Origin of the sequence: Roseibacterium elongatum DSM 19469, assembly GCF_000590925.1 — a bacterium.
In the GTDB taxonomy this organism is placed as follows: Bacteria; Pseudomonadota; Alphaproteobacteria; order Rhodobacterales; family Rhodobacteraceae; genus Roseibacterium; species Roseibacterium elongatum.
The window spans coordinates 750027-764837 of sequence record NZ_CP004372.1 but is presented as its reverse complement, the minus strand read 5'-3'; the positions used below and the strand labels follow the sequence as shown (position 1 = coordinate 764837).

The 14811-nt window shown below is 65.5% G+C and carries 16 protein-coding genes; 7 read left to right on the top strand and 9 right to left on the bottom strand.

All coding sequences use genetic code 11. The features are described 5' to 3' along the window. Positions 1–3 precede the first annotated feature (3 nt). Together ROSELON_RS03670 and ROSELON_RS03665 are read right to left on the bottom strand one after the other, a co-directional pair. On the bottom strand, positions 4–651 hold the full coding sequence (locus tag ROSELON_RS03670; protein ID WP_025311082.1) for a ChrR family anti-sigma-E factor: 648 nt from the start codon (positions 649–651) through the stop codon (positions 4–6). A 7-nt stretch (positions 652–658) separates the two neighbouring features. After that, positions 659–1243 carry a sigma-70 family RNA polymerase sigma factor gene (locus tag ROSELON_RS03665; RefSeq protein ID WP_156945988.1) on the bottom strand — a complete coding sequence of 195 codons (585 nt, stop codon included), beginning with the start codon at positions 1241–1243 and terminating at the stop codon, positions 659–661. 241 nt (positions 1244–1484) lie between these two features. Between ROSELON_RS03665 and ROSELON_RS03660 the strand changes: the two genes are divergently transcribed. From ROSELON_RS03660 to ROSELON_RS03640, 5 genes are all read left to right on the top strand, one after another. Further along, entirely contained in the window at positions 1485–2777 is a 1293-nt protein-coding gene (locus ROSELON_RS03660) for an NAD(P)/FAD-dependent oxidoreductase (RefSeq protein WP_025311080.1), read from the top strand. After that, entirely contained in the window at positions 2774–3538 is a 765-nt protein-coding gene (locus tag ROSELON_RS03655; RefSeq protein WP_025311079.1) for a DUF1365 domain-containing protein, read from the top strand. Before ROSELON_RS03660 ends, ROSELON_RS03655 begins: the two co-directional genes overlap by 4 nt. Beyond that, positions 3535–4791, top strand: a complete 1257-nt coding sequence (locus tag ROSELON_RS03650) for an MFS transporter (protein WP_025311078.1) — start codon at positions 3535–3537, stop codon at positions 4789–4791. Before ROSELON_RS03655 ends, ROSELON_RS03650 begins: the two co-directional genes overlap by 4 nt. 18 nt (positions 4792–4809) lie before the next feature. Beyond that, entirely contained in the window at positions 4810–5553 is a 744-nt protein-coding gene (locus ROSELON_RS03645) for an SDR family NAD(P)-dependent oxidoreductase (protein ID WP_025311077.1), read from the top strand. 75 nt (positions 5554–5628) lie between these two features. After that, entirely contained in the window at positions 5629–5943 is a 315-nt protein-coding gene (locus ROSELON_RS03640; protein ID WP_025311076.1) for a DUF3775 domain-containing protein, read from the top strand. Between the two features lie 174 nt (positions 5944–6117). Here ROSELON_RS03640 and ROSELON_RS03635 read toward each other — a convergent pair whose 3' ends face one another. From ROSELON_RS03635 to ROSELON_RS18920, 4 genes are read right to left on the bottom strand one after another with little or no spacing between them, the layout of a single operon-like run. Then, entirely contained in the window at positions 6118–7260 is a 1143-nt protein-coding gene (locus ROSELON_RS03635; RefSeq protein ID WP_025311075.1) for a saccharopine dehydrogenase family protein, read from the bottom strand. A 14-nt stretch (positions 7261–7274) separates the two neighbouring features. Further along, on the bottom strand, positions 7275–8330 hold the full coding sequence (locus ROSELON_RS03630) for a saccharopine dehydrogenase (RefSeq protein ID WP_025311074.1): 1056 nt from the start codon (positions 8328–8330) through the stop codon (positions 7275–7277). 12 nt (positions 8331–8342) lie between these two features. Beyond that, entirely contained in the window at positions 8343–8795 is a 453-nt protein-coding gene (locus ROSELON_RS03625; protein WP_281172853.1) for a histidine phosphatase family protein, read from the bottom strand. Beyond that, positions 8758–8997, bottom strand: coding sequence for a phosphoglycerate mutase family protein (locus ROSELON_RS18920; RefSeq protein WP_281172852.1), 240 nt, complete (start codon positions 8995–8997; stop codon positions 8758–8760). The genes ROSELON_RS03625 and ROSELON_RS18920 overlap by 38 nt, the downstream gene beginning before the upstream one ends. Here ROSELON_RS18920 and ROSELON_RS18090 point away from each other — a divergent pair. Together ROSELON_RS18090 and ROSELON_RS03620 are read left to right on the top strand one after the other, a co-directional pair. Beyond that, positions 8971–9261, top strand: a complete 291-nt coding sequence (locus ROSELON_RS18090) for a hypothetical protein (RefSeq protein WP_156945781.1) — start codon at positions 8971–8973, stop codon at positions 9259–9261. The genes ROSELON_RS18920 and ROSELON_RS18090 overlap by 27 nt on opposite strands. A gap of 30 nt (positions 9262–9291) precedes the next feature. Continuing rightward, positions 9292–10500, top strand: a complete 1209-nt coding sequence (locus tag ROSELON_RS03620) for a M20 family metallo-hydrolase (RefSeq protein ID WP_025311073.1) — start codon at positions 9292–9294, stop codon at positions 10498–10500. Positions 10501–10700: 200 nt separating this feature from the next. Here the strand turns inward: ROSELON_RS03620 and ROSELON_RS18085 are convergent, their stop codons facing one another. The 3 genes from ROSELON_RS18085 to ROSELON_RS03610 form a co-directional block, all read right to left on the bottom strand. Then, positions 10701–11711, bottom strand: coding sequence for a hypothetical protein (locus ROSELON_RS18085; protein WP_156945778.1), 1011 nt, complete (start codon positions 11709–11711; stop codon positions 10701–10703). 279 nt (positions 11712–11990) lie between these two features. Next, positions 11991–12692 carry a response regulator transcription factor gene (locus ROSELON_RS03615; protein ID WP_025311072.1) on the bottom strand — a complete coding sequence of 234 codons (702 nt, stop codon included), beginning with the start codon at positions 12690–12692 and terminating at the stop codon, positions 11991–11993. Next, positions 12689–14638, bottom strand: a complete 1950-nt coding sequence (locus tag ROSELON_RS03610) for a PAS-domain containing protein (RefSeq protein WP_245605405.1) — start codon at positions 14636–14638, stop codon at positions 12689–12691. Before ROSELON_RS03610 ends, ROSELON_RS03615 begins: the two co-directional genes overlap by 4 nt. Positions 14639–14811: the final 173 nt, after the last annotated feature.

The window sequence follows — 14811 nt, the reverse complement described above, 5'->3', positions numbered from 1 at the left end:
TCGTCAGATGCCGATAAAGGGCTGTGCGATGCGCGGCAGCAATCCCTGGAATTTCAGCCGTGCATCCGTTGCCACCAGGCAGATGCAATCCTCCCCATCATCGTCGGCAACGGGTGTGTGGTGCGTTTCCTGATCGGCCACCTCGAGATCACCGCGCACGAAATGCCCATCTTCCGAGCTGTAGCCCCCCTGCAAGACCAGGGTCAGCTCCATGCCGCGATGACTGTGTTCGGGCATCGCCTGGCCCGCCGGAATATGGAGCAACCGCACACTCGCCTCGCTGTTGGACTGCAAAACGGACTGTTTGGCGCCCCGGGCGACGTTGCGCCATTTCACGCTGTCCGAATCGCCGCCCACGATCGCCCGCAAGGGCGCAGGGAAAACACCATCCTTCGGCATTGGCTGCGCCTCGCGCGGCGGGGCGGCACCGATCATCGCCAGCGTCTTTTCAAGGCTGTCCTCGGCAACGTCGGCCTTGTCCATATCTTCGAGTACGGCGCCGCCAACGGCCTCGAAACTTGCAAGACGTGCGCGTGCATCGTCGCTGAGCGAGACATGCGTCGAAATCACCACATCGAACGCCTCGGGCAGGGCGCCGGTGGCATAGCCCATCAAAAGGCTATCGGGAACGGTATGGGTCACGTCAATCATCTCGGTGTCAGCTCATCGCGTGGCGCAGTCTTTCGAGGGCCAACCTAATCCGCGACTTGATCGTGCCAAGGGGCAGACCGGTCTCGGCGGCGATCTCGGAATGGGTGAGATCGCCAAAGTAGGCGCGTTCGATCAGACGGCGCTGTTTTTCAGGAAGCTGGCGAATCGCATCCGCCAACCTTGCGCTATCTTGCTGAAGTGCCATCACGTCGGCCTGGTCGGGCTCGGCCTCGGGACCCCAGGGAAGATCCTCGGGCTCGGGGCGGGCGTATTTCCGGATCAGGTCGATCTTGCGGTTGCGCGCAATCGTGAAGATCCAGGTCGCCACCGACGCGCGTGCCGGGTCATACATATGTGCCTTCTGCCACAAGGTGGCCATCACATCCTGCATGCACTCTTCGGCGAGGCTGTCGTCCGCGCCGGACTTGATCAAGAACCCTTTCACGCGCGGGGCGAAATGCCGGAACACGTCGGCAAAGGCCACCTTGTCCTCGTCTTTCGCGATCGCCGTGATGCGGGAAACCCAATATGCTTCGGTCACTTCAACTGTCGCCACCGTTTGGTCACGCCTTTCGCGGCAACGGGCAACCATCGCATCCGCGTCGCGCGCGGCCGAGGCTGTGTCACCTGTCTGGTTGACGTGGTCATTCGATACCAACATACGACTTATACGGTGGTTCTCCTAATCTGGATCACACAAATTTTTCAACCGAAAGGGAATGTCGTTTTTCGGCCATCCGTCTGGCCGGGCTTGATTTTTCTTTGATCCGGGCGGGCACGGGCCGCGTATTCGTCCGGTAAACTGCAAAATAATCGGGATCGGGGATCACCACGTGCCTTTTGAAACAACCACAGCCGCGCCCAAGCGCATCGCCGTCATCGGAGCAGGAATTTCGGGGATGGCCGCGGCCTATCATCTGGCGACGGATCATGCCGTGACGCTGTTCGAGGCCGAAGGCCGGCTGGGCGGGCATGCGCGCACGGTCGTTGCCGGCAGGAATGGCGATCAACCCGTCGATACCGGCTTTATCGTTTTCAACTACGTCAACTATCCGCATCTGACCAAGCTTTTTGCCGAGTTGGACGTGCCGGTCGTCAAGTCGGACATGAGCTTTGCCGCGTCGATCGGCGGCGGACGCGTCGAATATGGCTTGCGCAACCTTCAGGCGCTGTTCGCGCAGAAATCGAACCTGGCGCGGCCGGGCTTTCTGCGGATGATCGGCGATCTGCTGCGATTCAACGCCGAGGCCGAAAAGGTCGCCACCGACTCGACCGTCACCCTGGGCGAGTTGATGGATCAGATGCGTATGGGCCGCTGGTTCCGCGACTATTACCTGACGCCGGTGTCCGGGGCGATCTGGTCGACCCCGAAAGAAGAGATCATGGACTTCCCGGCGCAGGCGCTTGTCCGGTTCTTTCGCAACCACAACCTGTTGCAGGCCTCGGGGCAGCATCAGTGGTGGACGGTGCAGGGCGGCTCGGTTGAATATGTCACGCGCCTCGAGCAGGCGATGCGCCGGCGCGGTGTCGACATTCGCGTCGCCGCCCCGGTGGACAAGGTGCGCCGTCTGCCCGGCGGCATCGAGGTGATCCGCGAGGGCCACCCCGAGGCCTTCGACGAGGTCGTGTTCGCCACCCATTCCGACATTACGCTTGGCCTGCTGGCCGACCCGACGGCCGCGGAAACGGCCGCGCTGGGGGCCGTGCGCTACCAGCCGAACGAGGCCGTGCTGCACGCCGATACGCGCGCGATGCCCACGCGGCGCGCGACGTGGTCGAGCTGGAACTATACCGAACGTCCGGGCCACGAGGGCGGGCCGATCGACCTGACCTACTGGATGAACTGCCTGCAGCCGATCCCCGAAAGCGATCCGCTTTTCGTCACGCTGAACAGCCGCGCACCGATAGATGACAAGCTGATTTACGATACGGTCACTTTCGCGCACCCGGTCTACGATCTGGCGGCGCTGGCCGCTCAGGGCACCATCCGCGAGATGAACGGGGCGAATGCCACCTGGTTCTGCGGGGCGTGGATGAAGAACGGCTTCCACGAAGACGGCTATGCCAGCGCCATGGACGTCGTCGAGGGCATGGCGCAGCGCGACTCGCGCCTGATGGTGGCCTGATGGGCCGCGTCGATCACATCCCCGGCGAGACATTTCACGGCCGCCGTGGGGCCGTCGAGAATGCGTTCAAATACGGGATCGACTACGTTCTTCTCGATGCCGAAGAGGACAGGCCACGCGCGCCCTGGCTGTTCGGGCGCAACCGGGCGGGGTTCTTGTCGTTGCAGGACCGCGATCATGGCGGCCCCGCCAAGCAGGGGCGCGGCGCCGTCTGGGCGCGCGAGGTTCTGGCAAGCCACGGCCTGGCCGACGTGACGGATGGCAAGCTGATGCTTTTGGCGCAGCCGCGCACGTTGGGGCATGTCTTCAATCCGGTCAGCTTCTGGTTGGCCCATGACCGGCCCGGCCGCCTGCGCGCCGTGATCGCCGAGGTGTCCAACACGTTCGGCGATCGGCATTCCTACCTCTGCGCCCATGACGATCACCGGCCGATCACGCGCGAGGATACGCTGCGCGCGACGAAAATCTTTCACGTCTCGCCGTTCCAGCCCATCGAGGGGGGCTATACCTTTCGCTTCGACATCCGCAGCGACCGGGTCGGGGTCTGGATCGACTATGCCACCGGAAACGAAGGGCTTTACGCGACCCTGACCGGCAAGCGCCGGGCGTTGACGACCGGGGCGATCCTGCGGGCCGCGTTGCGGCGGCCGTTCGGGGCGCGTCGGGTGTTTGCATTGATCCACTGGCAGGCGCTGATCCTGTGGTGGAAGGGGGCCCCCTACCGCGACCGGCCCGAACCGCCGGGTCACGAGGTGTCGTGACACGGCAATCTGCACGGGCGCGGGGGCCGAACCTTGCGGGATATGCAACCTTCGCGGCCATGCTGTCGGCGGCGGGGCTGCCCATCTATATCCACGCACCGAAATTCTACGTCGATGAATATGGCGTCGGGCTGACGGCCCTGGCGGGTGTGTTGTTCGGCTTGCGCCTTCTGGATGTGGTGCAGGATCCGGCGCTGGCCTGGGTGGCCAGCCGCCTGCGGGCGCGGCGCGGCCGTGCCGTGGCCGTCGGCGGGGCGGTGCTGGCCGTCTCGATGCTGGCGCTGTTTGCGGTGCCGCCGCCGGTGCCGCCGCTGCTGTGGTTCGCGCTGACGATGACGGGGTTGTTCTCGGCGTTTTCGTTCCTGACCATCTGCCTCTATTCCGAAGGGGTCCAGACCGCCGGCGGATTGGGCGAGGCCGGGCACCTGCGGCTGGCCGCCTGGCGCGAGACCGGGGCCCTCCTGGGGGTGTGTGCGGCCGCGGTCGCGCCGAGCCTGCTGCTTGGCACCCCTGCGCCCTATGCCGGGTTCGCCGCCGGGTTCGCGGCGCTGTGCCTGCTGGCCGTCTGGCTGATGCGGGCGGAATGGGGCCAGGCGGCGGCCATCGCGCCGTCTGGGTTCAGGGCGATCCTGGGTGATGGCATTGCGCGGCGTCTGCTGCTCATCGCGTTGCTGAACGCGGCCCCGGTGGCCGTGTCCTCGACGCTGTTCCTGTTCTATGTCGAAAGCGTGCTTGACGCGCCGGGGTGGGAAGGGCCGCTCTTGATCCTGTTCTTTCTGTCGGCGGCGGTGTCGACCCCGGCCTGGAGCAAGGCGGCCCGCCGGGTGGGGGCGCGGCCCATGCTGATCCTCGGCATGGTGCTGGCCATCGCCAGTTTCTCGACCGTGCTGTTGCTGGAGGCGGGCGACGTGGCCCTGTTTGCCGTTGTCTGCCTTGTGTCCGGTATCGCGATCGGGGCCGATTTCGCCTTGCTGCCCGCCCTCTTTGCCCGGCGCATGGCGCAGGTCGCCCCCGAGGCGGCGGCGGGGTTCGGCCTGTGGTCCTTTGTGCAGAAGGCGACCTTGGCCCTGGCGGCGATCGTCCTGCTGCCCGCGTTGGAGGCGGCTGGCTTTGCGCCCGGCGCGCCCAACGACGCGGCGGCCTTGCAAATGCTCACCTCGCTCTATGCTTTGGTACCATGCGTCTTGAAACTGGGGGCGCTGGGGCTTTTGTCGATGACACGCCTGCCCCCGGACAGGGCGCAAACGGTTTAGCAACAAGGATCAAGCGCGATGCGGGATTGGAATGGCAAACGCTACTGGCTGATTGGCGCGTCCGAGGGGCTGGGCCGGTCCCTGGCCCATCAGATGAGCCGCGCCGGCGTCGACCTGATCGTGTCGGCCCGTTCGGAAGAGCGATTGCAGGAGCTTGTCGCGGAGCTTCCTGGCCGGGCCTCCTACGTTCCGATCGACATCGCCGACCGGGACAATGTGCGCGCCGCCGCCGAAGAGGTGGGAGAGATCGACGGCATCGTCTTTCTGGCCGGGGTCTATTGGCCCATCGCGGCAACCGGGTGGGATGCCGACAAGGTCGAGGCCATGTTCGACATCAACCTGACGGGCGCCGTGCGGGTGCTTGGGCAGGTCGTGCCGCGCTTTGTCGAAAAGGGTGCGGGTCATATCGTTCTGACCGGCAGCCTGTCTGCCTATCGCGGGCTGCCGGGCGCGATAGGCTATTCTGCGTCGAAGGCGGGGCTGTTCAGTCTGGCCGAGTCGCTCCATGGCGATTTGCGGGGAACGCAGATCGAGACCCAGATCATCAACCCGGGCTTCATTCGGACGCGGCTGACCGACAAGAACGATTTCGAGATGCCCGCCATCCTCGAACCCGAGGAGGCCGGACGCGTCTTTTTCGAAAAGATGTCGTCGGGCCGGTTCGCGACGCATTTTCCCTGGGGGTTCGGGATGATCTTTCGTATCAGCCAGTTGATGCCGGATTGGCTGTATTTTCCACTGTTCTTCCGCCGAGGGGGTTAACCGCGTTTGCGGCAGATCAAGGCGACAGGCGGTGGCGACGTCTGATATGAAGGTCGCAAAAGGAGGACGCGCAACATGGAGATTTCCGTTCGCAAGGTGGCCCAGGTCATCGTGATGGGCCGTGAGCTGGACCGTGCCGAGGGCGAGCTGAGAGCGTTCATCGACCGGTTGAACGAGGATGAGGCCGCGGATCTCGTGGCGCTGTTCTGGATCGGCCGGGGATCGTTCGACGCCGAGGATTGGGCCGAGGCGGTGGAGACCGCGCGTGCCGAGGCGACCGTACCGACGGCCGATTACCTGCTGGGCAGCCCGCACTTCTCGGACCATCTCGAGGCGGGTTGCGATGCGATGGGCATCGACATCACCGACGAGGAAGATGGCCTGATGTAGGCCCGTGCCCCGAGGGGTTGCGCCGCGCCTGCGCGCGTCGTCCGGGGGGAGGCGCGGGTTCACGCCCCGTTGGGGCGATCACCTGCGCCTTGTGCCTGCGGCACGCATATTTGAAGGATAAAGATGGGGCGGGTCGGAGTGTCGGCCCGCCATTTTGCAAGGGTGATGGCCGGGTCAGGCCGTGTGATCCACGATTGCCAGATGCTGGGCGAGGGTTCCGACCGTGCCCAGCCATTCCGCGACCAGGGTCGGGTCCGAGGGCGCGGCCTGCACACCGGGGGCGAGGCGCCCGTTCAGGGCGGCATCGACGGCCAGAGAGACCGGGATCGACACGAGGCGCGCCATCGCGCTGCCCCGCTCGTCGCCCCAGGCATCCATGACGTAGGTCTTGTTCCAGACCGTTTCGCCGTCCTTTTCGGCGGTGAGGCCCACGCACATGACGACGCGATCGGCTTCGCCTGCGTCGTAGGCGTTTTCGGCCCAGAAGGTATCGGACATCTCTTGCAGACGGGCATCGCCCTCGGGGCCGGAGAGGGTTTCGATTTCGGCGAAGACATCGGCCCAGGCCGCGCTCCAGCCGTTCAGGCGCAGGGTGCCCCGTACGAACTGATCCACGCGCCAGTCCTCTCCGAACCCGTATTCGGCCATGAAGGGCAGGGAATCGCGGTTGGGATAGACCTCGAAGCTTTCGGGGAGGGCCAGGGGCGCATCATAGCGCGAGACCGCGTTCCATGGACGATCGACATTCCACTCGGCGCCATCCTTGAGAGAGCGCGAGGGCGAGCGCAAGGCTTTGAGCACCCCCAGCGGCGACCAGCTGAACTTGTACCGGAACGGGTTGGGTTGTTTGGGGATGCCGCCGCAATACGAGATGAAGCGATGGGTGTTGGCCGGATCGAATGCCGCGCTGGCGCGGTATTCGGCCATCAGGGCATGGGCCATCAGGTGATCGATGCCGGGGTCGAGCCCCACCTCGTTGACCAGCGCCACGCCTGCCCGTGTCGCCTCGGCGTCGAGCGCCCGCATCTCGGGGGCGATATAACTGGACGAGACGAAATGCGCCCCCTTGGCGATGCAGGCCTTGGCGACCGGTACATGCCAGTCGCCGGGCAGCATCGACACGGCCACATCGCCGGGGTTCAACGCGGCTTGCAACGCGTCCAGGTCGAAGGGCCGGATATCGCCGGTCAGGTCGCCCACGGCCTGTTGCGCCTTTTCGACGGTTCGGTTCCAGACCGTTACCTCGTGCCCGGCCTCGATCAGGCGTCGCAGCCCCGGCACCGCGGACAGGCCCGTTCCGCACCAATGGATCGTCATGGTTCGACTCCTTTTCAAAGAGTTGCGATATGCGTGTCGAAAACTGCTCTGGCGCGGCCCCAGACCCCTTGGTCCAGCGCGTCCAACGTTTTCAGCGACGGCAGCAATTGGCCGGCGTAATCCCGTGCGCTTTCGACAGGCAAAAGCGAGGGCAGGTTGTCGATGGCCATCACGTCCAATGGTGGCGCCTCATGGACCCGCAGCGCCGGGGCATCCCAATCGGTGGCGCGGTCATAGACCTTGATCGGCGAAAAATCCGAGGTCGGATCACAGGCGATGTCGCCGATCACACGCAGGGCGCGCGGGGCCGTTTTCGCCTCGGGCGGGACAAAGACCGGCACGCCCGGCGTGGCGAGGATGCAATTGAGAAAAATCTCGTGCTCGAGGATGTCGGGGAAGGGGCCACCATGGGCCGTTTCCGCCATGTCCCAGCGGGTGACCTGCAGCCCCATCTGGTCGCAGAAATCGCCGGCCCCGGTGCCGACGCGGCCCTTGGCGCCGATGATGATCGCGCGGGGGCGGTGTCCCTCCATCCGGTCGAGGGCAGCGGCGATGGTGTCGCGCAGGGCCTCGGCATCGGGGTAGGTGGCGACGGGGCCGCACAGGCCGCCCTCGGCTTGGGCGATCCAGCACATGGTCGAGATCGCCGCCCCCGCATAGCCCGCCCAGTAGCCAAAGGCCGCCACGCGGCGCCCGTCCTCATCGACGAGATATTCCAGATCGTAGAGCCTGCCGCCCCCGGCCTTGAAGCGTCTCAGCAGATCGCGCCCGGCCGGTTGCCCCTTGTAGGCGTGGCCGAACATGATGTGACGATGCGGCAGGGGGGTGCCATCCTCGGGCAATTCCTTGAGGCCGAAGATGATCGCGTCCCGCGGGGCCTTGCGCCATGTGCCGGGGGGCGCGATTTCGGCCCCGGCAGCACGGTATCCGTCGATGGGAATGGCGCGCACCGGGCTGTCCTCGACCGTCACGCGCATGCCCTGCGCGATCAGGGCGCGGGCGCCGTCAGGGGTCAGGCCGGCGCGTTCCTCGTTCGGGCGTTCCTCGTGGCGAACCCAGAGATGTGTCATCGGTTTTCCCTTTCAGAACTCGGTGCGGGCGTGGATGCGATCGGGCGTATCCAGATGCGGCGTCGCGTTGAAGCCCGACAGGATCATGGCCTGATCCAGAACCATCACGCGGTGGATCGAGCAGTTGCGGATCGGCACCAGCAGATGCGCCATGCGCGCAATGTCGAGGTCCAGCAGGTGACGCACCATCATGCCGATCACACCACCTGACGTCACGCAGAGCACACGCCGCCCGGGGGTCGCGGCAAGGCGCAGCACCTCGGCCACGCGGGCCTCGAAATCGGCGTAGCTTTCGTTGCCCTGGATCTCGGCGCGCTGCCAGGCGTGCATGATGTCGCGGATATGGTGCACGAAATCCTCAGGGCCGTGCATCTCGGTCGCGCCGTTCTTTTCCGCATGGGCGCGCGACAGGTTGAAATAATCCAGTTCATCCAGGCGCAGATCGATCTGCGGCGCCGCGCCCATGTCGCCCACTGCCCTCGGCGGTTTCGCGATGGCGGCGCAGACCGCCCATGAACACCTCGTCGAAAGGAGCATCATGGCTGCGCAGCCATGCGCCCAGCCACGCGGCCTGCTGGTGGCCCAGATCGCTCAGCCGGTCATAGCCCGCCTCGTCATTCGCCGCCGAATTCGCCTGCCCGTGCCGGACCAGAACCAGTTCGCCCACACCAAATCCCTTTTTCAGATCCTGCGCCCCGTGATGGGCGATCGCGCGGCGAAGCGCAAGGCGACCTCAGCCAAGGCCGAGAGCGCCCTTCAAGATCGGCAGAAGGGCCGCCGCGGCAAGGCCCACTACGGCGCCGACGGCAAGCCGCACGAAAGGGCGCCCGAGGCGCGGCGACGCAAGGCTGAGCAGGGCGCAAATCGCGGCATAGAAGGCAAGGGCCGTCACATCCATGGGCTGGACGCTACCACGATCGGGTGCCAATAGCTTGGCAAACCTGCCGACAGGAGGCCAGACATGACCCCGCACGCCGACCGTTTCCTTGCCGATCTTCACACGCTGCGCGCATTCGGCGGCGATGATGCGCCGGGCAGCAAGGGCGTGCGCCGCCGCGCCTTTACCGAGGCCGACCTTGCCGCGCGCGACTGGTTGGCTGAGCAATTCCGCGACGCCGGGCTGACGCCGCATATGGACCCGGCGGGCAACCTGTTCGGCCTGGCGCCGGGCGATCGCAGCCTGCTGATGGGGTCGCATTCCGACACCCAGCCCGAGGGTGGCTGGCTGGACGGGGCCTATGGCGTGATCGCCGCGCTCGAGATCGCCCGCGCCGCGCAAGAGGCCGGTGGCCCGCCCGTCTCTGTCGTCTCGTTCCAGGACGAAGAGGGTCGCTTCGGCGCGCTGACCGGCTCGTCGCTGTGGTCGGGCAAGCTCAGCGAGGCCGATGCCGACAAGCTGGTGGCGACGGACGGCACCACATGGCCCGAGGCCCGCGCCCGGATCTCCGACCGGGCGGGTGACTGGCTGGACCCGGCGCGCTTCACCGGGTTTCTCGAGGCGCATATCGAACAGGGCCCGGTTCTGGACGCGGCCGGTGAGGCCGTGGGCGTCGTGACCGGCATCGTCGGCTTGCGCCAGATCCAGGTCGAGGTGCACGGTCAGCAGAACCACGCGGGTACCACGCCCATGGCGATGCGCCGCGATGCCTTCACCGTCGCGGCCCGGATCACGACGGCCCTGCCGGATCGCTTCGCCAATATCGTGACGCCGCAATCGGTTTGGACCATCGGCCATATCCGCCTGCATCCCGGCGCGCAGTCGGTGGTGCCGGGGCGGGCCGAGTTCTCGCTTCAATGGCGGGATATCGACGCCGACCGGCTGGACCGGATGGAGGGGGCCATCGCGCAACTGTTGCGCGACATGGGCGACGAGACGGGATGCGAGATCACATGGGGCAAGCTGCGCCATGACCTTGCGCCGATGCCGATGGATGCAGGCATGCAAGCGGCGCTATCCGCCGCCGCCGACGAGGTCGCGCCAGGGCGCTGGCGGGCGATGCCCTCGGGCGCGCTGCACGATGCGTCGAACCTTGCGGGGCTGATGCCGGTGGGGATGCTTTTCGTGCCGTCGATCAACGGCGTGTCGCACACGTTCGAGGAAGACACCGGCGAGGATGATCTGGTCACCGGGGTCGAGGTGCTGGCCCGCGCGGTGGAAAGGTTGGGGTGAGGGGGCGGGTGCGCGGGACAATCCTGCCATTTGCGAGTGCCGCCTAAAGCGCAGCCAACGGCCCGAAGCGGACCTCAGCGCTGGTCGATAGATGGCAGCAATCGCCGTCGCGCAGAGGGGGGCGACGGAACGGATGCCTTGGCTCTCCGCCGGGTGTCAACGCGCGGCACACGGGGGGCGATGCCCTCGAGCTTCCCGTGCTACATACGGTAGCCGTATCCGATGATTGATCCATCAAAATACGCCGTGAACGAGCGCCCATCGGACGAGATCGCAATAGAAAATTGGGGGTTAACCCATTGGGTCGAGGTGAACTGAACCAAGTATGTTCCGTCGGCTTGCTGACTCCAGTTTCCGGAAAAGGGTCCTGCCTGCACAACGCCATTCGACAAGAATTGAAATGTGAATTCGTTTTCCGGGACACCTGCCGAATCTTCGAGCCGCCAAGACCCCACTAGTGTGGTGTTTGCCGACACGGACGAACCCGCGCAGGAGAAACCCGACATGTCGGTGCCACACCATGTCATATCCCAGCCGGTTGGAAGGATGCAGAGCGCCCGCCACGTTCTGGTGTCACTGTTTCGGTGGTAGATGCGCGCGTACCCCTCTCCCGGCGCCCCGTACAACGATTCCAAGCCCGAACTATCTCTGAAGCCGAACCCGTTCACACCTCCAAGATCGACAGTGTAGATGCGATTGGAGTGCAGGGTGACGGTGGCCATTCTTATGTCCGTGGGAGGAAGGGATCCCGTGTTGCCAGCATTGCCGGTATAGATGTCGTAAGAGCCAGCGGGAAAAGGCCCACTGCCCCGTCCTGTCGCGCTATCGCAAGTGCTCGATGGAAAAACACCGGCCCGTTGACCGCGGAACTGGTTCGGATCATTGGTGACGGAGACCCATGGGGAATAGATCGTCATTCCAACGGCGCCACCACCCGGAGTGCCGGACAACCCGCCCGTGAAGCCTCCACCGGCCGCGTAACCGCTGCCACCGCCGAAATTGGAGTTCGGGTTGGAGCAGTCCGCGACGTCCGTGCCCGGCGCGCATAGGCCCAAGCCATTGGGCTCATCACAATCACCATCATTGGTATAGGGGCAGGGATTTAGCTGAGCATGCGCCGCGCCCACACTGATAATGCTGGCCAAACAGACATGGAAAACCAGTGCTGTCGCCCAAAAAATCCAGCCAAGCTCACGTTCACACAATTGCATTCCATTCTCGCTTTCATATTGGGTCGCACAGCTAATATGAAATAGTGAGACCTATGGCGTTGATCTTGATCAGTGAAGTCTCGGCCCGGGCCACCTACGGATGCGCGCCGACGTGGCCAGTGCATCTGTTGAGGACAATGGCCGCCCTTTTTAGTAGAACTTGGCACATTGTGGGGTGAAGAACCGGTTTCTGTCCCGTGTGGCCATTCGTGCAAAACGCAACCTCGGTCGCCTTGGGCTCTGAGCAGACATCCCCCTCCCCCTCCCACAAACCCCGTCTCAGCCCCAGCTGACGTTTCCCAGAAAGATATACCCCGCGCCGTAGATCGTCTTGATCAGGCGCGGGTTCTTGGGGTCTTCGCGCAGCTTGGTGCGCAGCCGCGAGATGCGCACATCCATCGCGCGATCAAAGCTTTCGCCCGCCGCGCCGCCAAGGTTTTCCTGCATCTGCTGCCGCGAGATCAGGCGTTTGGGCGCCTCGAGGAACATCCGCAGCACTTCTCCCTCGGCATGGGAAAAGGCGGTTTCCTCGCCGGTGTCGTCCTCAAGGATGTAACGATCGAAATGGGCCGTCCAACCGTTGAACCGCGCCGTCTGGTGGTCGTTGCCTTTGGGCCGCGAGACCCGCAGCCGGGCGCGGATGCGGGCCACGACCTCGGTCGGGTCGAAGGGTTTGATGATGTAGTCATCGGCGCCCAGTTCCAGCCCCGTGACACGGTCCTGCACCTGTGCGCGGCCCGAGATGATGATGATCGCCGCCCCCGATTCCAGCGCCAGCCGATGCACAAGGGCCAGGCCGTCGCGATCCGGCAGGCCCAGATCGACAAGGCAGACATCCGGCGTGGCATGGGCGAGGGCGGCCTCGAACTCGGTGGCGCGGGCGAAACTGGCGGTGCGGAACCCGGCCTCGGTCAGCGCGTCGGACAGCATGGCGCGGATTTGCGGCTCGTCGTCGAGAATGGTGACAAAGGGTTGGCTCATGCAGCGTCCTCGATACTGAGCAGATACAGCAGATGCGGCGCGTCCACCGGCTTGGACAGGACCGGCCAGCGCGCGGCGGCGGCCCTGCGGCGGGCGTCGCTTTCGGGGGCCGATGTCATCAGCGCCAGGCGCAGGCCAGGGTGGCGCGTCGCCAGGCCGGACAAGAGATCGAGCCCGTCCATTTCGCCCAGGCGCAGATCGGACAGCACCCAGTCGATGCCGGGGATCTCGGCCAGGGTCAGCGCCTCTTCGGCGCTGGCGGCCTCGATCACCTGATGGCCCAGGCCGATCAGCAGATCGCGGACACCCGCCCGCAATTCCGCGTCGTCGTCCACCAGCAAGACCAGCATCGGGCGCGCCTCGGCCTTGGCGGGGCGCAGCGGCAGGCGCAACGTGACAACGGCGCCGCCCGCGGGTGCATTGGCCAGCGCCACCTTGCCCCCCGCCAGTTTCGTCAGGTCATAGACCATCGACAGACCCAGCCCCGACCCTTCGTCGCCCTTGGTGGTAAAGAAAGGGGCCGTCGCCTTTTCCAGGGCGATGTCGGAAAAGCCTGGGCCGGTGTCCTGAACGGCGATCTCCAACCAGGTGTCCTGTTGGCTTCGCAGCGTGATCTCGATCCGGCCGGGGCGGTTTCCGATCGCGTCGCGGGCATTCAGCACAAGGTTCAACAGGCTGTCCTGCAAGCTGCCGGCATCCAGCATCAAGGCGGGCGGCGCGATGCGGTTGTCGATGGTCAGCGTGATCTCGGGCGTCAGGGCCGCACGGGCGAGGGGCGCGAAACTGTCGAGGAAATCGCGCAGCACGACCGGCCCGGCCTTGATGTCGCGCGGGCCGGACATGCGCGCGATCTTGTCCAGCAGGGTGCCGCCGCGCCGCGCGGCCATACGCGTCGCGCTGGTCAATTCATGCGCACCATGGGGCAGCGGCATCTTTTCCAGACGACCCTGCAGCCCCAGGATGATCGTCAAGAGATTGGCGAAGTCATGGGCAAGGCCGCTGGTCAGTTGCGCGGCAAGTTCGCGCTTGTGCGTCTGGGCCAGGGCGGCGCGGGTCTGGGCCTCTTCGGTCATGTCGGTCGACAACAGGTAGACCCCTGTGATGGGGCCCTCCGGGTCGGCCCGATCCGGCGTGAAAGCGGTGCGGATGCGCCGGCCCGACCCGGCGTCGTCATATTCCAGAACGCTGGCCTCGCCCGCCAGGGCGGCCTCGAAGGCGGGGCGCAGGCGCGCGCCCGTCACCTCGCCCATCACGTCCAGATAACACAGGCCGACCACATCGCTGCGCCGCCCCGGCATGACCGAGGACAGGCGTCGATTCGTGTAGGTATAGACGCCGTCGGTATCCAGCCGCGCGATATGGGCCGGCGTCATCTCGGTGGTCAGGCGAATGCGCGCCTCCATCTCGGTCAGCTGGCGCTTGGCCTCTTCCAACTGTCCGATCGTGGCCTCCAGCCGCCGATTGGTGCGTGTCAGTTCCTCGGTATGGCTCAGCAGTTGGTCGCTCAACTCCTCCGAGCGGGCACGCAGCAGGGTCTCCTGCCGCTTGGCGGCGGTGATGTCGGTATAGACCGTGACCCACCCGCCCTCGGGCAGGGGGGACCCCTCGACGCTGATCGTGCGGCCGTTCGACCGGCGCCGTTCCATGTAATGGGGCATGAAAGCGCGCGCGGCCTCGACCCGGTCGCGGACGAAGCCGTCGATATCCTCGACCTCGCCATATTCGCCATGCGCGGCCAGCCAGCGCACCGTTTCGTCGAACCGTGCGCCGGGGCTGACAAGGCGTTCGGGCAGGCCGAACATGGTCTGGAACGGCCGGTTGCACACCGCCAGGCGCAGGTCGGCGTCATAGATCGACAGCGCCTGCTGAATCAGGTTCAGACCGGCACGGGTCAAGTGATCGGTCGCGGCCGCAAGCGGCATGGTGTCGTCCTCCCCGGTCCTCATCGCTGGCCCCCTTGGATGCGTTCGTCAAGCTTCCCTCGCGTGCTGTTACAATTCGTTAGGATTGGGAAAAAGTCAGGCAAAACTTGACCGCGAGCAATTTGCTGGCACGGTATAGGCGACGGGAGTCGCTGGCTCGCCCTAACAGGCGACCCCGTAACCGCCGGTGGGGAGAT